General features: G+C 54.8%; 26 protein-coding genes, 1 tRNA gene and 1 pseudogene. 19 read left to right on the top strand and 9 right to left on the bottom strand.

The window, feature by feature from the left end; genetic code table 11:
* The 9 genes from VB144_12180 to VB144_12140 form a co-directional block, all read left to right on the top strand.
* The coding region (locus tag VB144_12180) for a hypothetical protein (GenBank protein MEA4884386.1) at positions 1–182 on the top strand (182 nt) is incomplete at its 5' end.
* 85 nt (positions 183–267) lie between these two features.
* Positions 268–444: a hypothetical protein gene (locus VB144_12175; GenBank protein MEA4884385.1), complete on the top strand. Its 177-nt coding sequence runs from the start codon at positions 268–270 to the stop codon at positions 442–444.
* Entirely contained in the window at positions 434–1,549 is a 1,116-nt protein-coding gene (locus VB144_12170) for a serine hydrolase domain-containing protein (protein ID MEA4884384.1), read from the top strand. Before VB144_12175 ends, VB144_12170 begins: the two co-directional genes overlap by 11 nt.
* Before the next feature lie 27 nt (positions 1,550–1,576).
* Positions 1,577–1,927: a hypothetical protein gene (locus VB144_12165; GenBank protein ID MEA4884383.1), complete on the top strand. Its 351-nt coding sequence runs from the start codon at positions 1,577–1,579 to the stop codon at positions 1,925–1,927.
* Between the two features lie 27 nt (positions 1,928–1,954).
* Positions 1,955–3,202 carry a C45 family autoproteolytic acyltransferase/hydrolase gene (locus VB144_12160; GenBank protein ID MEA4884382.1) on the top strand — a complete coding sequence of 416 codons (1,248 nt, stop codon included), beginning with the start codon at positions 1,955–1,957 and terminating at the stop codon, positions 3,200–3,202.
* A gap of 21 nt (positions 3,203–3,223) precedes the next feature.
* On the top strand, positions 3,224–3,511 hold the full coding sequence (locus VB144_12155) for a hypothetical protein (GenBank protein MEA4884381.1): 288 nt from the start codon (positions 3,224–3,226) through the stop codon (positions 3,509–3,511).
* Between the two features lie 51 nt (positions 3,512–3,562).
* Positions 3,563–3,883, top strand: a complete 321-nt coding sequence (locus VB144_12150; GenBank protein ID MEA4884380.1) for a nucleotidyltransferase domain-containing protein — start codon at positions 3,563–3,565, stop codon at positions 3,881–3,883.
* 945 nt (positions 3,884–4,828) lie between these two features.
* Positions 4,829–5,155: an RQC-minor-1 family DNA-binding protein gene (locus VB144_12145; GenBank protein MEA4884379.1), complete on the top strand. Its 327-nt coding sequence runs from the start codon at positions 4,829–4,831 to the stop codon at positions 5,153–5,155.
* A 54-nt stretch (positions 5,156–5,209) separates the two neighbouring features.
* Positions 5,210–5,407, top strand: a complete 198-nt coding sequence (locus tag VB144_12140; protein MEA4884378.1) for a hypothetical protein — start codon at positions 5,210–5,212, stop codon at positions 5,405–5,407.
* 376 nt (positions 5,408–5,783) lie between these two features.
* Here the strand turns inward: VB144_12140 and VB144_12135 are convergent, their stop codons facing one another.
* Both VB144_12135 and VB144_12130 read right to left on the bottom strand, forming a co-directional pair.
* The gene (locus VB144_12135) at positions 5,784–6,443 is read right to left on the bottom strand and encodes a methyltransferase domain-containing protein (GenBank protein ID MEA4884377.1); all 660 of its coding nucleotides are present in this window, start codon (positions 6,441–6,443) and stop codon (positions 5,784–5,786) included.
* Entirely contained in the window at positions 6,421–6,984 is a 564-nt protein-coding gene (locus VB144_12130; GenBank protein ID MEA4884376.1) for a PadR family transcriptional regulator, read from the bottom strand. The genes VB144_12135 and VB144_12130 overlap by 23 nt, the downstream gene beginning before the upstream one ends.
* Positions 6,985–7,482: 498 nt before the next feature.
* On the opposite strand from VB144_12130, the gene VB144_12125 reads away from it, so the two are divergent.
* A complete protein-coding gene (locus tag VB144_12125; protein ID MEA4884375.1) occupies positions 7,483–7,626 on the top strand; it encodes a hypothetical protein in 144 nt (47 codons plus the stop codon).
* 566 nt (positions 7,627–8,192) lie between these two features.
* Here the strand turns inward: VB144_12125 and VB144_12120 are convergent.
* The 4 genes from VB144_12120 to VB144_12105 form a co-directional block, all read right to left on the bottom strand.
* On the bottom strand, positions 8,193–8,534 hold the full coding sequence (locus tag VB144_12120; protein MEA4884374.1) for a HEPN domain-containing protein: 342 nt from the start codon (positions 8,532–8,534) through the stop codon (positions 8,193–8,195).
* A complete protein-coding gene (locus VB144_12115) occupies positions 8,531–8,887 on the bottom strand; it encodes a nucleotidyltransferase domain-containing protein (protein MEA4884373.1) in 357 nt (118 codons plus the stop codon). The genes VB144_12120 and VB144_12115 overlap by 4 nt, the downstream gene beginning before the upstream one ends.
* Before the next feature lie 641 nt (positions 8,888–9,528).
* Positions 9,529–11,316, bottom strand: coding sequence for an ABC transporter ATP-binding protein (locus VB144_12110; protein MEA4884372.1), 1,788 nt, complete (start codon positions 11,314–11,316; stop codon positions 9,529–9,531).
* Positions 11,313–13,097, bottom strand: a complete 1,785-nt coding sequence (locus tag VB144_12105) for an ABC transporter ATP-binding protein (protein MEA4884371.1) — start codon at positions 13,095–13,097, stop codon at positions 11,313–11,315. The genes VB144_12110 and VB144_12105 overlap by 4 nt, the downstream gene beginning before the upstream one ends.
* 387 nt (positions 13,098–13,484) lie before the next feature.
* Between VB144_12105 and VB144_12100 the strand changes: the two genes are divergently transcribed.
* From VB144_12100 to VB144_12080, 5 genes are all read left to right on the top strand, one after another.
* On the top strand, positions 13,485–13,814 hold the full coding sequence (locus tag VB144_12100; GenBank protein ID MEA4884370.1) for a transposase: 330 nt from the start codon (positions 13,485–13,487) through the stop codon (positions 13,812–13,814).
* A 495-nt stretch (positions 13,815–14,309) separates the two neighbouring features.
* On the top strand, positions 14,310–14,951 hold the full coding sequence (locus VB144_12095) for a hypothetical protein (GenBank protein ID MEA4884369.1): 642 nt from the start codon (positions 14,310–14,312) through the stop codon (positions 14,949–14,951).
* A 414-nt stretch (positions 14,952–15,365) separates the two neighbouring features.
* Positions 15,366–15,566, top strand: a complete 201-nt coding sequence (locus VB144_12090; protein MEA4884368.1) for a HEPN domain-containing protein — start codon at positions 15,366–15,368, stop codon at positions 15,564–15,566.
* Positions 15,476–15,760: a HEPN domain-containing protein gene (locus VB144_12085; GenBank protein ID MEA4884367.1), complete on the top strand. Its 285-nt coding sequence runs from the start codon at positions 15,476–15,478 to the stop codon at positions 15,758–15,760. Before VB144_12090 ends, VB144_12085 begins: the two co-directional genes overlap by 91 nt.
* Positions 15,739–16,053 (top strand): nucleotidyltransferase domain-containing protein, encoded by a 315-nt coding sequence (locus VB144_12080; GenBank protein ID MEA4884366.1) that lies wholly within the window; start codon positions 15,739–15,741, stop codon positions 16,051–16,053. The genes VB144_12085 and VB144_12080 overlap by 22 nt, the downstream gene beginning before the upstream one ends.
* A 118-nt stretch (positions 16,054–16,171) precedes the next feature.
* Here VB144_12080 and VB144_12075 read toward each other — a convergent pair.
* Positions 16,172–16,668, bottom strand: a pseudogene (locus tag VB144_12075) (transposase).
* A gap of 222 nt (positions 16,669–16,890) precedes the next feature.
* Here VB144_12075 and VB144_12070 point away from each other — a divergent pair.
* From VB144_12070 to VB144_12060, 3 genes are all read left to right on the top strand, one after another.
* On the top strand, positions 16,891–17,787 hold the full coding sequence (locus tag VB144_12070) for an LCCL domain-containing protein (GenBank protein MEA4884365.1): 897 nt from the start codon (positions 16,891–16,893) through the stop codon (positions 17,785–17,787).
* Between the two features lie 84 nt (positions 17,788–17,871).
* Positions 17,872–17,948 (top strand) — tRNA-Met (locus tag VB144_12065).
* A gap of 130 nt (positions 17,949–18,078) precedes the next feature.
* A complete protein-coding gene (locus VB144_12060) occupies positions 18,079–18,447 on the top strand; it encodes a pyrimidine dimer DNA glycosylase/endonuclease V (protein ID MEA4884364.1) in 369 nt (122 codons plus the stop codon).
* Here the strand turns inward: VB144_12060 and VB144_12055 are convergent.
* Both VB144_12055 and VB144_12050 read right to left on the bottom strand, forming a co-directional pair.
* Complete coding sequence (locus VB144_12055; GenBank protein ID MEA4884363.1) at positions 18,444–18,983, bottom strand: cob(I)yrinic acid a,c-diamide adenosyltransferase; 540 nt, start codon at positions 18,981–18,983, stop codon at positions 18,444–18,446. The two genes, VB144_12060 and VB144_12055, sit on opposite strands and share 4 nt — an antisense overlap.
* A 553-nt stretch (positions 18,984–19,536) precedes the next feature.
* Positions 19,537–19,671: a hypothetical protein gene (locus VB144_12050; protein ID MEA4884362.1), complete on the bottom strand. Its 135-nt coding sequence runs from the start codon at positions 19,669–19,671 to the stop codon at positions 19,537–19,539.
* On the opposite strand from VB144_12050, the gene VB144_12045 reads away from it, so the two are divergent.
* A partial coding sequence (locus VB144_12045; GenBank protein ID MEA4884361.1) for an AAA family ATPase occupies positions 19,672–19,919 on the top strand: 248 nt, incomplete at its 3' end.

Raw genomic sequence — 19,919 nt, 5'->3', positions numbered from 1 at the left:
GCCGCCCGTATGACACCTGCGCCCGCCCCGACATCGATACCCGAGCGAGCAAGGCATGGGACATGTTGGAGCCGGAGCCCGCCCGGATCCGCTTGACGGCCCGACAGGCCATAGCGCGGACCGTAGTGACCATTACGAAGTATGGAGGGCGTTGCTTAGCAAACCCATTAACAGTGTCTTGACAAAGGGGTCCACCTTAGCGACGCACCTGATTACTGCAGTCTCTTGGCGTTGCTCATGCTTCCTCGGGAGGAGTGAAAGAGAGGAATGAACATCAGGAACAAACCGCGTCTACTGCTGTCGCTGTTGCCGGCCACGATCATACTGTTCGTACCCGCGGTGTTTGCCGCAGGCGCGGCGGGCGCAACCGGACGCGACCTCGACCCCGACCCCGGGCCCTTCTCTTGCTGCGCTGGCGCAGCAGAAGGCCGCAGTGCTCGTTAACGATCTGGGAGCGACCAACGTTCAGTACGCCGTGATATCCGACGGGCAGATCATCCTTTCAGGCAACGCCGGCGTGTACAGCAGAACCGAGGATGCCCCTATCACGGCTGACACCATGTACGGGATCGGATCCAGCAGCAAGGTGTTCACGGCTGCCGCAATCATGATACTGGAAGACCGATGCCAGGTCGAACTGGATGCCCCCGTCACTACGTACATCCCCGAGTTTACCATGGCCGATCCACGCTACAGGCAGATCACCGTGCGAATGCCGCTAAACCACTCATCGGGCCTGATGGGCTCCTTAGCCAAGCTGGTGGTGGAGAGGGTCAGCGGCGAGAGTTACACCGATTTCATCAGGCGCAACATAGCCGCTCCTCTGGGGATGACCAACACGGCAACGCCTCAGGATAACTTCGACCGCAATAGGCTGGCCCGGACATACGTCGACAGGGTGGGCGGCCATGCGGCGGTCGACACCCTGGGAGCAATAGGGACAGGCGGAGTCTACTCCACAGCCGAGGACCTGTGCAAGTTCGCCCGGGTCTTCATGGATGACCCCGGTTCGGCGAGCGCTCGGAGCGTGCTTTCGGCCCAGTCCCGCGCCGCGATGCCACCCACACTCCTGGGGCACTCGGGGCTCTACGGCGGTGGGTCTTCCCTGGTAAGAGTGGACATCGCAGCCGACGGCTCGTTGACCATCACCACACTCGGTGACGATGCTCCCCCCGCCGAAACACTCATCTACATAGGCGACGGCGTATTCGCCGCGGCCAGTGGGGGCAAGCGCGTGAGCTTCGTGACAGAGTCCAATGGTCACACGTACGCAAAGCGTGAGGTGTATATCAACATCCCTGGTCTGGGGCACACCGTAGTAACCGACTACTACATGCAAAAGCTTGCCCCGGTCGTGCTTGAAGAGAGTGTGCAGCGTGCCTGGTCTCTGAGAGACGGGATAGCCTACTACCCTGTAAACGAGAAGTTCAGCTCGCAGGCTTATACCATCCCCGATGCCATGATCAGGATCTCGCTGTCGAAGGAAGAGCCCGGCTACATGAGAACACTTCAGATCGTCGACGCAAGCACCGCGATGTCGCCCCTGTAGATCCCAGTGCTGTCAGGCCGCCACCTCATGGACCTGGTATTTTGCGTACAGGACGGCAAGGAGTACGTTAAGGCGAGCAACATGATTGCAGTAAGCGAGAAGAACATAGACGTCCTCCCCACAGAGGGAGACGCCACGTGCACAATCAGCCCGGACGGATATGCGGTATGGTACCACATCGCTCCAACCGATGCAGGCAAAACCATACACGTGAAGACGCCCGAGCACGGCTCCTTCGCAGTGTATGAGAACGGGAAGTGCACCGAGTTCTCATGGTCAAGCGGCCATGACACGGCGACTCTGCCGGCAGGCGGCATGATCGTGTTCGCCGGCGACCCCGGCGTCACATTCGAGATGAGCTTCAGCCCGGCCAGATGACGCAACATAATTGGAGGTAGTGCCAGAATGGGCATTGGGCAGATACGTGAGAACCACAGTTTTGCTCCCGTGATAGTAGTTCTGGCTGTTCTAGTCGCTGTGGTGGGTTTGACCCTGCGTTGCGGCGCCGAGGAAACCCGAGCCCAGCTCGTTGAATACGCGAGTTACGAAGGGGGCAAAGCATACAAAACCGGCGACGGCTCTTGCTGGGTGCTCAACCTGAATGGCGCCTGGCGGGCGATGGGGCGGCAGTACGGAGGGCTTGTGCGAGACGAGCTGCGCCAGTTCCTCACCGAGATCACAGACGACATAGCGCGGCGCGGAATGCCAGTCTCCAGCCAGCGGGAGTTCGCGGATTCCTGGACAGGGACACTCAGCGAAAACCTCAAGGAGCTGCTAGGGGGCATAGCTGAGACATCGGGTCTCAACCAGGATGAGGTCTCGCGTCTCGATGCCGGAATAGTCATGCTGTCAACCGTGGCCCTGGGCGGTGCGCCGCCCAGCGCCTGCAGCGCCATTGCAGCCTGGGACGGGTATACGCCCGACGGCGCCCTCGTGTTCGGGAGGAACTGGGACATCGATAGGCGGGCTACGCTGCCGTACATGAAGTATCTATCAGTTGTCGTGTTCAACCCTGATTTGGGGAACGCTTTCGCGAACGTGCACCCCCTCGGCGATGTGTATCTTGAGACCGGCATGAACGAGCTGGGCCTGTTCATTGAGCTCAACAATGGAGCCTATTCTGATCCCGGCTACATGGAAGAGCGGGAGAACACCACATCGTTGCTGGCGACGGCCCTAAACGAATTCAGCACCCTCGAGGAGGCATCGTCCTATCTAGTGCAGACGCCCGCTGATCTCGCGTACATTATCCAGATCGCCGATGCCGAAGACTGCGTATCGGTGGAAAGGGCGACTTTCAGCGCCCGGGTGAGAAGAGGCGACCAGGAGGGGATTCTGGCCGCCTACAACAGCTTCGTGCCGCCGTATCCCGAGGATTGGGCTGGCGAGGTGACCGACCCCCGTCCGGAGGATCTCGATCCGCGCTACCGCAACCTCATCGGCCTTGCGAACTCCGACAGATTCCGCGGCAGGCTCGACGTCGAGAGCATGAAGGAACTCCTGGATATAGGCGTCTATGACGGCGGCGCCGTACACCCGGGCACAGTCTACCAGGTGATCGCCCTTCCCGAGCAGCTTACCCTGTGGGTTCGCGCTCTCGACTACGCGGGCTGGCAGGAGGTGGATTTGCAGGATCTGTTCAGGAGACGGTGAGCTGGCGTACGCGCAAGCCTCGTGCTTCCGGTGGACTGTGCCCGCCACCTGTGCGACCTGCATCAGGAAGGTCACGGTTGGGAGCTTGACGGCGATGTAGGGGGACTGACGTGCGACCAGCGCAACTACAGCACTGTGCTGGATGAGCCCGGGTACAACTGCGATTTCAAATCAACTAAGCCAGGCATAGGCGTGGTCACAGCAACGTGGGGCGACCTGTCGGATAGCGTCACGATAACGGTAACGGAACAGCCGAACTCCAGTCAAATGCCGCCTCAGCAAGCCCAGGGATTGATAGTGAAGGCATAGGAGCAAGAGCACAATAGGTGGTCACCGGTCTGGCTGTCGGAGGCGGTCTTTGTGCGCAGACGTGACGTTGTTGAGCGAATCAGGGACGCAGTAGTGTCTGTCCTCACGAAACGCGATCAGGTTGTGGCAGATTATCTCCTGGGTTCCACAGTCACGGAACAGGCCACTACCATAAGCGATGTCGACATTGCCGTTCTCACCGACGGCGGCATCTCTCTTTTGGATGACTTGTCGGTGTCGGCTGATGTGGCGGTGGCGCTCGGGAGAGAGGACGTGGATCTGCTGGTCCCGAACTCCGCCCGCAATGATCTGCAGCATGCAGTCATATCAGAGTCGTTGGCTCATGAACCACCTCAGGCAGGCGATGTTTAGGACAACGGTTACAAAGTGGTCTGCCACCAGCGCCCTGACTGTTTCCGGGATCCCCCATGCTGGCGCCATCGTGTATCGGCTAGCGATCTCGCCAATTTGGGCCGATGTAAAAACCTGGGTGTAGACTCTATGAACGCATCACAAAAGGCCAGGTAGAACTACACGTTACCCACATCGCTGGAAGGAATGCACATCTTGTTTATGGAGTAGATACCTTGCCCGGAGGACTCGCCCTGCGCCAGGGAGCGTATGCCGGTAGCTCGAATCGATTTGGGCGCGGTGCCTCGGTGGATACCTATAGGGGGTGCCTGTGCAACTCCTCTCCCCTTTTGAGGCGTTGGACGGAGATTTTCTGCACTCACACGGCGAAAAATCTCCGCGTTGAGCCCCGGAGACCGCAAATATCTGCAGGCCCAGCTAGCGCGGCTAGAACGCGGAAACTCCAGGAGCAGGCGGTCCGAGGCTCAGCAAGGCCAGTGTAGTGCGGGTGTCCCATCGAGGCCTCGCACCGCGCTGCTCCGCCAGACGCCGTGTCCCCGACCTTAACGGAAATAGATAGAAGTCCAGGATGGTCAAGACTTCGGGCCCGGGTATCTCCATGGATGTGGGTAATGCATAGAGGTAGATGGGCAGTTAGCGGCGAACATGCAGCGTATGGCGCATATGCGTTGCCCACTATCGAGCGCTAGGCACCGATTCGCTCATTAGTCCCCCATGCCAACAGTGTCGGCGCCACGCAGGATGAAAATTGGGTCGCAAAGGGGCTATTTTCAAGGTAGTTGCCTATAGCCTGGGTAATGGCATCCATGCGGCGCGCCGGTTCGTTCGGTGCTGATGTTGAGAGTAGTAATGAAGGACTGCGCCATCCTGGAGCCGAACGTATCGATAAGGGTGAGATAGTCTGCAGCTGCCCCGGGTTCTGTCCTGCGAATGGAGGTCAGGAAGATGAGTCGGCGCAGGGATAGAGCGCAGTTTCGTGTTGACCCGGGCGATGCCAAGGATCTTCCCGAATGCGAGATCGCGGCCATCTTGAAGGGAGCGGACAACCTGATCGCGCGAGGCGGTCGGACGATGCTGACGAAGGTTCTCAAAGGATCGCGGGAGAGAAAGGTCCTCGAGCTTGGTCTCGATCAAAGCCCAGTGTATGGCTATTACTCGAGCCTGTCGCAGGCTGACGTCCTGGCGCGAATTGACCGGGTGATTCACAGCGGCTGCCTTGGCATCATATACGAGGGCCGATTGCCGGTGTTGGTCTACACGGAAGAGGGATGAGCTATCGAGCGGGAGACATACGCACATGAGTTGCTTGGGGGGCTTGACCGACTGTTGGCCAAGGACCCGCCGTACGACATGGGATACCTGAAGGACCAGAACCGAGCGCTGATGTGGCGTTTTCTTGACCTGATTGAGGAGAGTGGCAATCCGGACCACATTCCCTTGCTCAAGGCGTGGGCAGAAATCGACTATCAGAAGGTGAGGAAGCGGATCAATGCGGTGATCAGGAGCCTCGATATGCAACGATAGCCTACCTCTTGCGCGCTGCTAGCCTGATGAATCCCACATACTCTCCTGCGTCCTGCTTCAGGATCGCAGTATCCTGGGGCCGCGGCCAGCGTTCCGCCGGGCTTGACGAGGTCGTTTTCCAGCATGTCTCCAGACTGGTCGGAGACGTACTTGACGCTCGCACCTAACGCTTCCCATGAAGGCCAATCGGTCAGACGAAGGATCCTCAGTTTGTCGTCTGCGCCTGGCGTTCCTCCCTCGGCTGAACCGGCATCGGCCTTTCCCTTGCCGGCAGACGGAGGCGGAGGGCGAATGCTCTTCATCTGCTGGACCGATTGGCAGCTGTGGCTATGCTTCGCGATACTCGCAAGGCCAACTTACCCGATTGCACCGGGCTCTATTGTTTGCTGCCTCTTATGCACAGCCCGAAAAACTCCTTTAGTACATCGGCGCTCTTCAGTGGAGACCGGCTGAGAATGCCCTTCAGCTCCCCGATTGTGTATGAGGCATTCAGGGAGGTTAAGAGTCCGGGGCGGATCTCTTTCGGACTGGTGGAGAAATAGACAAGCCATTTCGCCACCGGGCCGACATCCCGTCTCAAATCGGCTATGCAGAAGCGCCCTCCCAGCTTTAGCACTCTATATACCTCATTGAATGCCCTGACAGGATCCTCCCACTCGTGAAGCGATCCGCTGGAAAAGACGGCATCGAAGGATCCATCCAGAAACGGCATTTGCATGCAGTTGCCTTCAATGTAGGTGGTTCTTGCTTCGTATCCGTAATCTCTTGCATTCCTCTCAGCCAGCCTTATCATCTTACTGCTTATTTCACAGCCGGTAAGCGTTGCACCAGGTGATCTCTTCAGCCACTCCAGCCCGACATATCCTGGGCCTGGGCCGATCTCGAGCACATTCCCGCCTGTAATCCCTGCGCCCAGAATGCTATCAACATTGTTCCAGCCTTTATCGCGCATGGTCTGTGCAAATCTGTTGAAGATCTCTACGGTCAGTTCACCCTGTATGCCCTCATTTGTCTCAATGACCCTTGGCTTTACCATCGCTGGCGCCTCCTCTATCCAAACGGCTCAAAGCCTCTGTCGCCCAATCCAGCTCGGCTTGATAATGACGTTCGTGATGGCTGAATATGATGTTGACCATCGTCGTCACTTCCGCAGGAACGAACGCCAAGGTCTCCTTTCTGTGCATTTGAATCGAACCTATCGTCTTCCTCAGGTTGTCGGCATATGCTTCCAATCCATTGGCTATGTCAGAGAGGTCTAGACAATCCGAGAAATAGAAGACACTGTCGGAAGGGAAGGAAGGACGGTAACTGAAATCAAGCAGACCTGCGAGCATGCTTTGAAAGCTGTCAATACCTTTTGGGGTGATCGCGTACACGGTTTTTCTTGGCCCTTCGCCCGGTTGTCCGCTGCCGGCGCTGAGCAGATCGTCGTTCTTCATTTTCCCAAGATGATAGTAAATAGCGGGCAGCTTGATCTGGGTAAAATCGGAGAGCTCCTCGGCCATTGTTTTCTTGATCTGATAGCCATGCTGCGGCCCAAACCTTTGCAGCAAGCCCAGAATGTACAGCGGTATCATGCGAGCACCCTTTCAGTTCAGCAAGTAGTCAGCACTGAGTACCAGTATACTCAGTACTGACTACTTGTCAAGCGCCCGCTGAGACAGACTGATGCGCATTCATGCCTGGCAGTGTGTTCTCTATCATCTGAGCGAAAGCCCATCCACTAATGCAGCAACCCCTTCTGCACGTGTCTCAGACTGACTCTGAACGCAAGATTGCTGCAGGAGGAGCCAGGTTCGAGTCTGGCCGCTTATTACACCAGAATGTGCGAGTTTCAGCGTAGTACGGCAAGGTCCGGCTGGAGCGAGGTTCGCCAGACCAGAGCTGTTCACGCTGCCAATGATCCGTTCATCGCTGTACTCGTTGATCGAGATACAGCCTTCGCAGGTGAGTTCTTTGTTCAGTGCCTGCTCCAGATGGACAATGTGGTGCTCATGGGTGTTAACACGAAAGGCCTATGCTTGACGGGGACACCCGGATTAGTCACTTTGCCCTATTCTGGGGCAACAGTGTCAGTGCCTACAGCCCTGAGGTTCACTGGTGACTTCATCAATGTCGGCGGGATGGGCTGCTTTCCCGACTTCTGGGTTCACCCTGACTGTGCGCTGGAGCGCACACTGGAGCTTATGCGAAGGCATCTGGTTGAGCATACTGACTGACTTCAACACAGTCTAGAGCCGCTGCGGGCGCAGCCGACAAGTGCAGGATTCCTGCAAAATCGTGATTGCCTGCTTGGGGCTGCACGCCGCGGAGGGGCCGGGGTGCGCAAACCGACTAGAGGCGAGCCGGACGCAGTATCGCTGGAGGACTACACAGGCCGAAAACCGAATGTCTCCATTGGAGTCACGCAAGTAGACCGCACAAGAGAGCCTGGGCAGTGAGTGCCTGGGAGGAGCCGGCGCCGCAGAAGGTACTCGTCGGATGGTCCGAGTTGCAGGTGAGGGGCGGCGAGCTCTGCCCTTTGGAGGCGCCAGTATGATTGAGCTGAACAACCTTGCCGTAGGCGAGCTTCCGCAGGTTATGAGAGAAGAGACCCTCATGGAAAGGCTACTGGAGCCTGATCGAGGACGCCGCGGTCTACTGCGCAGAGCTCCACAATGCAGGGGTAAGGCACTCTGTCGATGTATTCGAAATGGCGGCAGATGCCCAGAGAATGAAGGCGATCGTTGCCAAAACCATGGTCCCCGGAGACTACGTACTTGGCCTCAATCGACTACTTTCCCCATCATCGCTTCAAACCCATGTTTCTCGGAAAAGTCGAAGATGTAGACCCTCGCCACATCCGGGCACTCGAGTCCAAGGGGTTGAGAAACAGCTGATTGAGAAGACGGGAATAGTCAAGGCGATCCCTACACCGAACAAAACGCTGCCCAAAGGCCGAGATCACAGCGGAATGCTTGGGGAATGAGAGATCCTGGTCAAGAAGAAGTGCCTCCGCCGCGTAGAACATGGCGTAATATGCCCTGCTAACGGCGAAGTCGGGGAAACCACTTGCACACAGGTGCTCCGCCGCGGCCAGGCTGCGATCCGCCTTCAGAACAAGATCTGCTACGTCAGGCGTCGTCACAGACTAACGCCCTCCTTTCGGACATTCAGCAGAAACGGCGTCTTGCCCGAGCGATACTCATCGATTCCCATGGGAACTACGGAGATGACTGTGTCGTGTCGGAGAGACAAGTCTGCGATAGCTGCAGAATAGTGTCGTCTCTCCCGCACCCCTTCACAGTCCCCAAGCAGAAGCACCAAATCGATGTCGGAACCTGACGCCGCCGTGCCTCGGGCATGGGAACCGAAGAGCACAAGACCAAGGAAACGGTCGCCGTAGATACCCCGCAACGTGGCTTCGGTTTCGCCAAGGATAGTCCGGAGGCGAGACGCGGCGACATACGGTCGCCCGATAGCGTCTGTGTCTGTGCCCATCTGAAGCGCACCTCCGTTCGCGCTTGCTACGCCATCATCGTGGCGCATCGTCAGTATATCAGATCTCCGCAGTGCTTCGCAGCTTCATGTTCTCGATGCTCGCCGGGACGGTTTCCATCTCCGAGAATGGCCGCGGCGACCCGGTAATCATGAGCATAGAAACGTACGACCAGATGCTGGAGACGGCAGAGCTGGATACAGCAGGCGCAGAGGATCTTTCTCATCGGGCCTCAAGATGATCTTCCGGCAACCTAATGACCTCCATGTCGCCGAACCTTCTCTTGACTCTCTCTGCTAGGCTCTCCATGCCAAACACTTCGGTGAAGGTGTGACTGCGTATTCATATGAAGTCTTGTCCCATGCTCACGTTCCGCATGTAGCATATGGCAAGCAGGCATTTGGGGAATGACCAACTAAAGGCTTATTTGCTCGCTAGCCGGATCGGCCACGCACACCAGTTTCGTCAGATTGTCGGTGAGTTGACTTACCAGTTGCTCGATCACTCGCCCGTTCCAGACCTTATCCGACTCATTCAGGCCGTATTTGCTTCCTCTCGGATGTCAAACTTGGGTAGCAATGCATAAGATCGTGGCAATTGGTCCCTGGCTTCATAGACATCTTCGAAAATGTCTGCCCATTTTTCATTGCAGGTACCTGCTTTGGGCCGCCCAGAGTCTGCGGTAGTACTGCGACTCGTCCAGAAGTCGCTCGTGAGTTCCGATACCTGCCATTCGGCCTTCCTTGAGCACCAAAACGCGATCGGCTAAGCGTACTGCACCAAGACGATGCGTGATAATAATAGCAGTGTGATTCTTCTTCAGTTTCATGAAATCGCGATAAATGCGATCTTCCTCAAAGGGATCGATGGCGGCCGTCGGTTCATCCAACACAATGAGCCGGTGAGACCGATAGTAGGCCCGGGCAATGGACAAGCGCTGCCATTCCCCACGCGACAGGTCGGTTCCTCCAAACTCCTTGCTGATGAGCGTGTCCAGTCCTTGCGCCATCTGTTGGGCGTTGGCACGAAACCCGGCCGCTGTAAGGGCATCCTGAACTCTGGTATCATCTGAGATGCTCAGCTTGGCGAAGTCGCTGATGGCAACATTGTCCCTCAGCGACAACTGGTAGCGCTGGAAATCTTGAAACACACAGGATGCGTTCCTGTAAGCATTGCCTGGGGCCAACTCGCCTAAGGGAACATCGCCCATCAGAATCCGGCCTCCGTCAGGTCGGTACAAGCCCAAGATCAGTTTGGCCAGTGTCGTCTTTCCCGAACCGTTTTCGCCGACAATGGCAAGTGTTTCTCCGGCGGCTACATGAAGAGAAATGTCGGTAAGTGCCGGCCCTGCGGTGCCGGGGTAAGTGAAACTGACTTTTTCGAGCACAATATCTTTCTGATCATCGATGTGCGCCGACCCATACTCCTGCTCCGGCAGGTCGAGAAACGTGAAGTACTTGCGAATCTGCCCCAAACCGGCAGATAGTTCGCCGAGCCTGTTGTCCAGAACTTCCGTCATCATGGCAAACATCTCAAGCGTCGCCGCCAAGATGGCCGAGAAGGAACTAATGGCAATCCTCCCATGTATCAAGAGCGAAACAAGGATCCCCAGAATAGCCGTATATCCTGCCAGGGAAAGCGCGTTCGCAGCAATTCCGACGCCCTGACTTTTGAGCTCAGTCTGGTAAAGCAGCTTTTGAGCTCTCTTGAAAGCTTGGATGTACCGGGACAGAAAAAAAGCGCCGGCACCCAGTGCTCTGGTTTCCTTGAAGAATAGTCTGGCCGTCAGACATTCTTTATAATGTTCTTCCTTGCGGCGCAGCATGACAGTGCGATCATCGAGCCTTGTATAATAGTTGGAACGCAAAAAATGGGAGGCAAGCACCGGAATAAAAACCAGCAGCAGTATCCAGGGAAGTACAGGCTCAGTACGGCGTAGGAAGAGTCCCATGAATATGAAATAGGGAATATATAGGCAAACAATGTCCATCAGAACATGGACGAGATTTCGTACATCATAAGCTCCGCGATAAGCCTGGTTTATTTGGTTCAGAATCTGAGGATCCTCGAATTTTAATGCGTCCAATCTGTCTGCCTTCCGATTCAGTTCGTTCATCATTGTCTGGTTGCTTCTGCCGGAGTAATACTCACCGATAAAATTAGCAACTCCATCGATCACCTCATCCAAAACTTTCAGCAAAGCAAACAGAACTAGCGATATTAACGTAGAGTTAAACGAAATCAAGCCGGCCGCCAACCCGGTTACGTGTTCAAAGAAATTCTGAAGAGTGATAGTTGTCAAGACGAGCAACAGAGCATCCAGCAAAGTAACTGCATATTCGCAGATAAAGAGGCAAGGCGATACCTGAAAAACCAATGGCAGTGCTTTATGAACAAGCTGCAGAAAACCCTCTGTTCTTGAGAGACTCATGCTTCCGCCACCTTTTTTTTCAGGTACCACTTCCGCTGTGTGTTGAACATTTCAGCATAATAGGAGTTCATGGCGAGCAGGGCGGCATGCGTGCCCTGCTCAATGATCCGGCCGTCATTCATCACAATAATCTCATCGGCCGATCTGGCTGCAGCCAAACGATGGGTAACATACAAGGTGCTCGTATATCGTCTGATACCGATATTACGAATAATATGATAGATCCGGCTTTCAGCCAGAGCATCAAGGGCTGCTGCAGGTTCGTCTAGCACCAGAAGTTTGGCCTCTCTTCCAAAGCTTCTGGCTAGAGCCAACCGCTGCCACTGTCCTTCAGACAGATCCACACTGCCAGGTTCGAGCTTGCCCAAAGGGGTCTCAACACCCCGGGGAAACGACTCCACTTTGCGCTCCAGACCAGTCTGTTCAAGTAAAGCTACGATTTCCGGATCGGTAAGATCCGGGTTGCCCAATTGCAGCTCTTCTCTTACCAACAGCTGATACTTGGCGTAGTCCTGATAGACAACAGCAAAATAGGCCTTTATTTCGGCGGCGCTGAACGATTTGATATCCCGGCCGTTCAATAGAATTCGACCGCTATAGCTTTTATAGAGCCCGGTGAGGAGCTTGACGACCGTCGATTTTCCGCAACCATTTTGGCCAACGAAGGCATACTGCTTCCTTGGATAAATGGTGAGACAGAAGTCATGCAGGACTTCTCTGTCGGATTGGGGATACGTGAAGCTTACATGCTCGAAAACCAGACTCTCAAGAAGCATGCTAAGAATGCGTCTGTCCGGGGCACTGTCATTTCCCGGTTCCTCTGCGAGCTGTTCGAAACGGCTCAGATCTTCCAGATACAAACGCTTTTGTACATACTCCTTTAGCAAGTCCGAAAACTGCCACGACAAGGTATGAATCAAATGTGAAAACGTAATAATCAGACTAATGTAGGCGCCTGCTGTCATTAGATTCTGTCTGACAATCAAGATAAGTATCAAGGCGATGACAAACAAAAGCAATGTGAACAAGACACTAATGCTCTTGGCCCTGATGAAAATCCTCTTATCTGCACTATAGTCCAAAGTTATCTTCTGATGAATCTCATGGTTCCAGTACTCATTGATTTTTGCGCCAAATCCAAACAGCTTGCGCTCAGAAGCAGCTTCTCTTGATGATATAAGGGAGTTTAGGTATTTAGCTTTTCTAGCGTGAGGTGCGATTTGGGCACTAGCCTTATAAGCTTCCTTACCGCTTTTCTGAGCAAAGGCCGCAATTGGGATAATAAGGAGCAGGCAGGTGCCTGCAGCCGGCACAGAAGACCGGCCAATGATCACAATAGGACCCAGAACGCGTAGGCTTATTTCAGCCAGATCCAAGAGATTCACAAACCCGCCCTCCACGGTTCCCGGAAGATCTGCGCCTACCCGTTCCAACAAATCGTAGGTCTCATCGTTTTCGATATACTCATAAGTCAAACGATTAATTCTCGCGACAAACTCCGGCTTCAGGCGGTCTTCCAGGCGCATGCTCAATTCCAGCATTAGGAAGCGGTTTAGCGCCTGAATAAGATAAGAGCCTAACATAACAGCAAGAAGAGCAAGAAGCGGCGGCGAGACATCCATGATACGCCCGTTCGATAGGGCGCCCGGCAAAGCATCGAGCAATCCGGCGACGGCCAGAGTCTGTAACGAAGGCATTAAAGCCGCAATCAAACGCAAAAAACTCACGCCTTCGGTCAAAAAAGCGATTTTAATGAATTCTACATTCCCAAAATCAATCATGTCATACCATCCAAGACTCTCTGCCATGTTCACTGAGTACTATAGGCAAGCAACCCGGCAGTGAACAGTTCCCTACATAGACGACGCGGTCAGGAACCGTAGCCCCAGGGATCATGGATACAGTAAGAACCGTTGGGATACCCGGGTTCTTCAAAGGTACGTCTTTGATGCCCACGGGAAGAAGCACTCATACGAGTGGATCCGGCAGGTACTGCACAAGCTCGGCCATTCCCACAAGAGGAGCGCCAAGCGTCCCACAAGGGCGAACAAGGAGGCCCAGGAGTCCTTCAAAAAGGGGCTGCCGCGCTGCGGGAAGGCATGAAGTCGCAGCATGTAGGCCGGTTTGTCGACAAGTTGATGCGCATAAACCGCGATAAGGGAGTTTAGGTGATTCTGGACACCTACCGGCCCCACAGATCCATAGCGCCTGAGTACGAGAGCAAATACCAGGGCAGGCTTCATTTCATGTTCCTGCCTCCATATTCTCCAGAGCTGAACCCGCAGGAGAACGTCTGGGCATGGCTCAAAGACTACTGCGCCCGAGACAGTGCGTATTCGGCTGACAAAGAACTACCCCAGAGGATATGCAAGCTCTTCGTGTACGCCTACAACACACCTCGCACCGACATGCTCAAGTGCATAAGCCGATGCGTCGCGCTCGTCAATGATATAAACGGTATCAAGGATAACCTGCCACGAGACATTATAAGTGTATGACAAGAGCATGATGGTCCCCCAGTCGAAAGAAGCTTTAGGCAATCCCTAAACATGAGAAGCATCCATCTCAGTACGCCGTCACATTAGTCTCGACTTGATGCCATTATTCACTGTATTCTAAGATATTAGACTTTCCTCCCCGTTGTCAACCATGTATGAGATGCACCCTGACGTTACGATATAGTGTCCCAGTTCTCTTCCAGCGAGTCTTGACCGATGAGCTCATGCCCTATGGCCAGCCGCTAGATATCAATACACCATGACTTGTAAATGCATCCCAGAGGTACTGAACCCCTCCCTGTGGAATACGCTCCCGGACCATCATTCCATCGGAGGTTGCGCAGCCTTGAGTGAACGCCATGCTTGTGCACGCTCAATACGCCTCCAAATGGCCCGCAGAGACGATCGCCGCGTCGCGCAGGCTTTGTTCAAGCGTAAAAAGGTGGATGCAATCCCCTGACCTCTGCAGGCGCGCTTGATTCTGTTTTCGTCTTCATGAAGGATATCGGGTTCATTGATGCTCTTCAGTCGTTTAACATCCTCGGTTACCAGCGGATGATGCTGCCTCTGGCCTATTTCCTTCTGACGTATATAGCCAAGATCCTCTTGGGTGTGCCGTCCATGAACGCCCTTCCGGGACTGCTTTTCGCCAATACCGCCCTCATGGAGATAATCGGCTTCAACGGCCTCATCCTTACTGAAGGGCTGTGCAAGAGAGGCCGGCATAGCCGGGCTCCCGGGAAGAAACCGCCAAGGCCATTCTCTCCTCAGACCGTCGCCAACGTGCTCAAGAGGTTTACTCTAGAAGAAAGCGAGGCGCTCCTGAATCGCTTGATATCTCTGATGGCTAAGAAAGCCCTGCTCGACAGGGAGCTTGCCGTCATTATCGACTCCACGGACTTGGTCGTCACTGACGACTTCAAAGACTTTGACGCCTGCGGAGCCAAGACCCGGATCAAGAAGGTAGTCGGAAGATCCGGCCGGGTCACCGAAATCGAAGTCGTGGAACTAGGTTTCAAGTTGGTCACACTTTTCTGTCAGAAGTTCCGCATTCCGCTTGCCGCCAAGATCGCAAGCATTTGGGCCTTTCCCTTTTCGGAACATATGAATTGGGTGCGAAGTAGTGCTGCCGTCTAGCGTAGTCTATGAAGGTGCGGGCCTCGTAAGCTACGCAGCCGAAATCGAGGACTTCTTTGTTTGATGACTTGACACGCCGAACCTCTTGGGCATCTGGATTCTGCACAATTGCGTCGATGTTTCTTTCATCCCTCAAACTCGGGCCTTCCCGCCCGATATGCCGGCAATCCACTGACCTCATCTAGTGGGAGTAGCGGTCTGCGAAATGCAGCAGAATAGGCTAGAATGGGGTCGCGCAAGTGAGGCGCCAATGGCAGAATGATCAAGGATGCAGACAGGCCTGAGAACTGAGGATGGGCAAAGGCGCTTTTCAGCAGGGCAACTCTGACGCGACTCTGGGGAAGTAGGTTTCTGAGCGTCCTTGGTGAATTACAATGTACAAGTAGAGTGGCGCTATCATAGAGGTGTTTCCAAATGAGCTATTTAGATGCAGCCGTGTCTTACTGGGTTGACATCGCTGACTATGATTTGGAAACTGCAAAAGCAATGCTCGTGACTGAAAGGTATCTATATGTAGGATTCATGTGCCATCAAACGATAGAGAAGCTCCTCAAAGCATACTATGTGCGTACGATCAACGATACACCGCCTTATACCCACAACCTGTTCGACTAGCTAACCTCTTAAGTGTCTATGAAGAGCTGAGTGAAAGCCAGAGGGATTTTCTGGACATCCTAGAACCTCTAAGTGTCGAAGCCCGATATCCCAAGGAGAAGGACATGATACTAAAGTCCTTGACTGTAGAGAAATGCGAGCTCTTGATCATCAAGACAAAGGAGCTGTCAGAATGGATAAAGAGTCAGCTATAAGCTTAGCCAAACGATACTCTGAGTTAGTCAGTCAACATATATCAGCTAGACATATCGTCCTGTATGGATCTTATGCCAAGGGGACAGCAACGCCAGATTCGGATATTGATATAGCTGTTATTGTTGACAAGCTGGAAGGCGATTACTTGGATGAACAGGCCAAGTTGTACAAGCTTAGGCGCTCGATTGACTTTCGCATTGAGCCAGTGCTGATTGAGTACGGACAGGACAAGAGTGGATTTCTGAGGGAAATCATGGATACAGGACATGTACTCTATCCCCCGGCAGTTTAACAATAAACGAATCGTTACTTGGCTTCCTATTACTGCTCTGGTCACGTCTTGTCAAGTGGTGTAAATCGCTTCTGCGATTCTCCTCGGAGTCGATCCTCGCTAGTCTCCTCCGGCCGGTTATGGACTCCTGGCTGAAATACCTGCGCAGTACGATCCACTCATCGTTCTGCTCTATCATCACCGATCCAAGAAGCCTGAGCGCTGAATCGGCGTTAGGGAAAATGCCTACTACGGCCGCGCGGCGCTTGATCTCCTTGTTCAGCCTCTCAAGAGGGTTTGTTGAGCGAATATCGTCCGGATGTAGGATGCAACCATTTGCTGCGCGGCCCGGGGCACATGGGCAAGCGCGTTGCGCATGAAATGCACCGTGCACCTTTGCCACGATGCCCCTAGGAAAGCCTTCTGTATCGCTTTCTTCAGTCCTTCGTGGGCATCGCTTATCACAAGCTTCGCTCCGCTAAGCCCGCGAGATGCCAGGCCTTTTAGAAACTCATGCCAGAATGCCTCCTGGACTACTGACAGGATAGCCTTCTCCGTCATTCTCCGGGGCTCCAGGAAGCTTGGAAAGAATGTTCCCTCCATGAGCTTGGGTATCCTGAGACCCAGGTTGCCCACGCAGTGATACATTTCTCTTGGCAGCTGCCATCTTGGTTGCCCCCTCGGATTGCATTTGCACTACACCCGAAGAGAACCACATGGCGGCTGTCCCTGTCAATACGCTCAGGATCCTCCCGCTGGATTTACACCACTACCCGAGACACTAACGAAGGAATTGCGCAACTCACGTGGAATTTCAGACGTGAATCGGCCAACAAGGCAATGATTGGAGTGAGACTGATGCGCTTTCGAGCCCCCGCATTGATAGCATTCCTTCTGGCAGCATGTTTGACTCTTGGTTCACCAGTTCTCAGCGCTGAGGGGTCAAGGGATCCGCATTCTCTTGTGGAGCTTGATCAGATCATTCAGAAGTTGGAAACGTCCATATCCACGGCCATACAGGAGGCATTGGCTCACCCGACATTCATCGCTGAACTTCAGTCGTTGCTGGCCAGTCTGAAAGGCAACAGGCAACTCATTGCGGGTGAGCTTGGAGTTGCCGAGCCAGAGACGATCATCTCCGTGCCATTCGCTCCAGAGAACTTGTGGTTCTACCGTGACAAAACCGGAGAGACTTTCAACTTCTGCGTCAAGGGAGCGTCGAGCGGGCGTGTATGGGGCAACGAAGTGTACACGTGCGACTCCAGCCTGGCTGCGGCCGCGGTGCATGTTGGCGCGCTCCGTGCTGGGGAGTGCGGAGTGGTAGCTGTTGCCATCCTTCCCGGCCAGAGCAGTTACAAAGGAAGCTCCGCAAACGGGATCAACACCTGGTCTTACGGGTCCTACTCTGGCAGTTACCGGGTATCTCGCAACACTTCAAAGGGCATCTATGTGTTGCCTGACCCGGGCGGGTTGACTTGGTTCAGGAACGGAGGCGAGGGAGTCTTCTACTTCCGAGTCACTGGCACGGCGGGAGGTTCGGTTTGGGGAACGGACGTATACACTGATGATTCTCTGCTGGCCGCGGCGGCGGTGCACAGCAGATTTCTCAAGGTAGGCGAGACAGCGATCGTCGGCGTGATGTTTCTCCCAGGGCAAGACAAGTATGTAGGCAGTACCCGCAACGGAGTGAGAAGCTTTGACTTTTGCGAGTACGGCGGAAGCTACAGGATAGTGCGGGTGTTGCCGGACAAGTGATATGGGGAATTGTGCCGCGGCGGGGGTGCGTTGACAAGGCCTATCCGGGATGACAGAATCAAACTCGCAGGAAATTGGTGAAGTGGCGGCGTAGCTCAGGTGGTCAGAGCATGCGGTTCATACCCGCAGCGTCACTGGTTCGAATCCAGTCGCCGCTACCAGATTTGGAGGGCCGTCGGAGTTGCTTCGACGGCCCTCCTTTTCGTTTTTGCTCTTGCAGGCGTTTCTCGCGGCTGTCATGCGATCACGGTGTTCCACTGCGAAATCCTAGCTGCAGGCGGGGTGGACTTGATGAGGATGTGGAATGTAGATCCCAGGCTGATGTGTAGAAAGCACCTGCTCGGCGAGCATGCTGAGATGCACATGTTTGCAGGGACGCTGGCCAAGGGAGTCGGCATTCAGGGTTATCTCGACCGTGGTCTGGTCGAGGTGGACCGGATTCGCATTCGCCATGACGAGCTAGCAGAGGAGATGGTGAGGAGGGGCTACAAGCATAGCTCTGGGCTGCGCGATGACTGCCCGTCTTTCCGTGCAGGCCGCGTGAGTGTTGAGGAGAACCTTCAGGAACTGGCCAGACGTTGCCCGCAGTGTGCGACTGCCATTCGGGCCGGCGGCTTGGCGGGCCGGGCGAGCTCGGCAGGCCACGATGCCGGCGGCTAGCAATCTATGCCGGGTCTCGACAGTATCCCCTGGCTGTAGTAGTGCTTCACTTCCTTCATCTCTGTAGCCAAATCCGCTCTTGCGATCAGTTCATCCGGTGCGTGTCTTCCCGTCAGCAGGACGTCCACCCCATCGGCGCGACCATCTATGGCCTCTATCACCTCTTCAACAGTAACTAGCTTAAAGTGGATGGCGATGTTGATCTCATCCAGGATAATCAGATCATATGCGCCGCTCTTCAGCAGTTGGGCGCAGGAACGCAGAGCGGTCTGGGCAGCCTCCTTGTCAACCGAGGTAGGGGCTCTGTCTATGAAGCAACCGACCCCCAACTGCTCAATCTTGATGTTGGGGAGATAGGCTTCTACCTTTGTCTCATTGTACTTCATGTCCTTCACGAACTGACCGATGTAGACCTTCTTGCCATAGCAGGCGGCCCTCACAGCCAGGCCGAACGCTGCCGTTGTCTTGCCCTTTCCGTCTCCCGTGTAGACATGGACATAGCCTCTGTCCATTCGGCCCTCCTCCTTTCTTTCAATGTAATGCTGTTCGGCATCGCGGCATGTTCCACCTGCCGGTTTCTCACGCCGGCATTTCGTCCCCCCCGGCGCATGTATTTTCGTATGTAGTTGATGTCCGGCACGTTGCCCATCGCGTCCGCAACCACCAGGTTAACGCTCTTGTTGTATCCGGCAGTGTTCGATATGCGATACTCTTGATTAGTCTTTGGAGTATGTTAGGCCACGGGAGACCCGTGATTTCCTGTAGTCGTAGGCCGCATTCGATGCCCAGGACGATAAAAATGTCGCATAAGTTGTCGAACGTCAGAACCGCGTACACCTTCCGGACCTGCTCGAAGCTCCACACATCGCTCTCTCTTTTGGGTGCAGGACGCGCTTTAGTTCCGAGCTTGCGGAAATCATGCCTGACGGGAATCTTGCCCATATCGGCACACCAATTGACAAACGCAGACAACGCCCGTCTGTTGTGCTGATCCTTTGTGGGGTGCTTGCCCAGCACCTTCTGCGTATCCCCCAAGGTTGCGTCCTTCAACCGACGATGCCCTAGCTCCGGCAGAAGGTCCTCAAAGCGCTATTTGTAGAATCGCAGAGTGTTCGGCGTTCGATAGTTCTCCACATGCTTGATCCACTCGTCATATGCCCGCTGCACCGTCTCGTAGTTGGTCGTGGTGATGGTGTTGTCCAGGTATTCTACGTTAACTTCCACATGGACTCCAAGAACCTCGCCATGCTCATCCTTGCCGGCACTCCTGCGATTGTGCCAATGGTCAGGATCCGAGTCCACGACTCCTTCCTTCAGAGGATCGTGGTGCGCCATGAGTTCTCAGGCCTGCGCTCGGAGGAGGCCGGGCCGTACATCGAAGCAATGCTAAAGCTGGCCGGAGCAACAGGTCCAATCTTCACTCCAGATGCGATCACAGCCATCTACGAACTAGCCGGCGGCGCTCCACGGCT

The sequence above is a fragment of the Clostridia bacterium genome (assembly GCA_034926675.1).
Lineage (GTDB): Bacteria > Bacillota > DTU025 > DTU025 > DTU025 > JAYFQW01.
The sequence above is the reverse complement of the archived record's forward strand: the minus strand, read 5'-3'. Positions and strand labels throughout refer to the sequence as shown.

What these genes read in the sequence shown, in the direction of transcription:
- VB144_12175 (MEA4884385.1), top strand. Translation starts at nt 268, where the DNA reads ATGAACATCAGGAACAAACCGCGTCTACTGCTGTCGCTGTTGCCGGCC.
- VB144_12165 (MEA4884383.1), top strand. Translation starts at nt 1,577, where the DNA reads ATGGACCTGGTATTTTGCGTACAGGACGGCAAGGAGTACGTTAAGGCG.
- VB144_12160 (MEA4884382.1), top strand. Translation starts at nt 1,955, where the DNA reads ATGGGCATTGGGCAGATACGTGAGAACCACAGTTTTGCTCCCGTGATA.
- VB144_12145 (MEA4884379.1), top strand. Translation starts at nt 4,829, where the DNA reads ATGAGTCGGCGCAGGGATAGAGCGCAGTTTCGTGTTGACCCGGGCGAT.
- VB144_12135 (MEA4884377.1), bottom strand. Translation starts at nt 6,443, where the DNA reads ATGGTAAAGCCAAGGGTCATTGAGACAAATGAGGGCATACAGGGTGAA.
- VB144_12130 (MEA4884376.1), bottom strand. Translation starts at nt 6,984, where the DNA reads ATGATACCGCTGTACATTCTGGGCTTGCTGCAAAGGTTTGGGCCGCAG.
- VB144_12115 (MEA4884373.1), bottom strand. Translation starts at nt 8,887, where the DNA reads ATGGGCACAGACACAGACGCTATCGGGCGACCGTATGTCGCCGCGTCT.
- VB144_12110 (MEA4884372.1), bottom strand. Translation starts at nt 11,316, where the DNA reads ATGAGTCTCTCAAGAACAGAGGGTTTTCTGCAGCTTGTTCATAAAGCA.
- VB144_12105 (MEA4884371.1), bottom strand. Translation starts at nt 13,097, where the DNA reads ATGATTGATTTTGGGAATGTAGAATTCATTAAAATCGCTTTTTTGACC.
- VB144_12095 (MEA4884369.1), top strand. Translation starts at nt 14,310, where the DNA reads ATGAAGGATATCGGGTTCATTGATGCTCTTCAGTCGTTTAACATCCTC.
- VB144_12090 (MEA4884368.1), top strand. Translation starts at nt 15,366, where the DNA reads ATGAGCTATTTAGATGCAGCCGTGTCTTACTGGGTTGACATCGCTGAC.
- VB144_12080 (MEA4884366.1), top strand. Translation starts at nt 15,739, where the DNA reads ATGGATAAAGAGTCAGCTATAAGCTTAGCCAAACGATACTCTGAGTTA.
- VB144_12070 (MEA4884365.1), top strand. Translation starts at nt 16,891, where the DNA reads ATGCGCTTTCGAGCCCCCGCATTGATAGCATTCCTTCTGGCAGCATGT.
- VB144_12060 (MEA4884364.1), top strand. Translation starts at nt 18,079, where the DNA reads ATGAGGATGTGGAATGTAGATCCCAGGCTGATGTGTAGAAAGCACCTG.